Annotated in this window: 1 pseudogene; it reads left to right on the top strand. The window is 79.9% G+C overall.

Features of this window, described 5'->3' with window-relative positions:
- Positions 1-684: pseudogene (locus tag MTQ10_RS30900) on the top strand (hypothetical protein); the annotation flags it as partial.
- Positions 685-701 lie beyond the last annotated feature (17 nt).

The raw sequence follows: 701 nt of genomic DNA, 5'->3' as shown, positions 1-701 counted from the left end.
CACCCGCTCACCCCACCGACCCCGACCGGCACCGCCGTGCCCGACGGCGACGCGCCCGGTACCACCGGCCCGGACGCCGGCGACGGCACCGCGCGCGACGGAGCCGCCACCGGTGATCCCGGCGCCCCCGCCGCCTCCGGTTCGCCCGACGCCGACCCCGGCCGGACCGCCGACGCCCGCGCCTGCCGCGAACTGCACGCCGGGCACTCCCTGGACGACGGGCGCCGCCACGCCCTGGAGGGCGCCGCGGGCGGGCCCGCACGTGTGCGGGCGTACTGCCGAGGGGTCCTCGCCGGGGACCGGGACACCGGCACGGGCCCCGGGCGCGGAGCCGACGGCGACGACAACGGCCGGCACGGTGCCCGCGGCGACCACGACCGGCCCAAGTCCCACGGCAAGGGCAAGGGCAACGGCGAGGGCAAGGGCAACGGCAACGGCAAGGGCAGCGGCAAGGGGCAGGGCGACGGCAAGGGCCGTGGCGGCTCCGACGGCGACGGCCGCAACGGCGACGACGAGGACCACGACGGCCGGCGCGGAAACGGCGGCGGTACGAACCCCGGGAACGGCGTCGGCAACCGAACCGGCGCCGGGAACGGAACCGGTGGAGGTCACGGCAAGGGCCGCGGGCAGCACGCCGGCCAGGACAGCCGCGCCCGCAGCCACCGCGGCGCCCACTCCGGCTGAGCCGCCACACCCCGCGC

The organism is Streptomyces sp. XM83C, assembly GCF_023072675.1.
In the GTDB taxonomy this organism is placed as follows: domain Bacteria; phylum Actinomycetota; class Actinomycetes; order Streptomycetales; family Streptomycetaceae; genus Streptomyces; species Streptomyces thermocoprophilus.
Note: the sequence above shows the minus strand (reverse complement) of the source record. Positions and strands in the feature narration are given on the sequence as shown.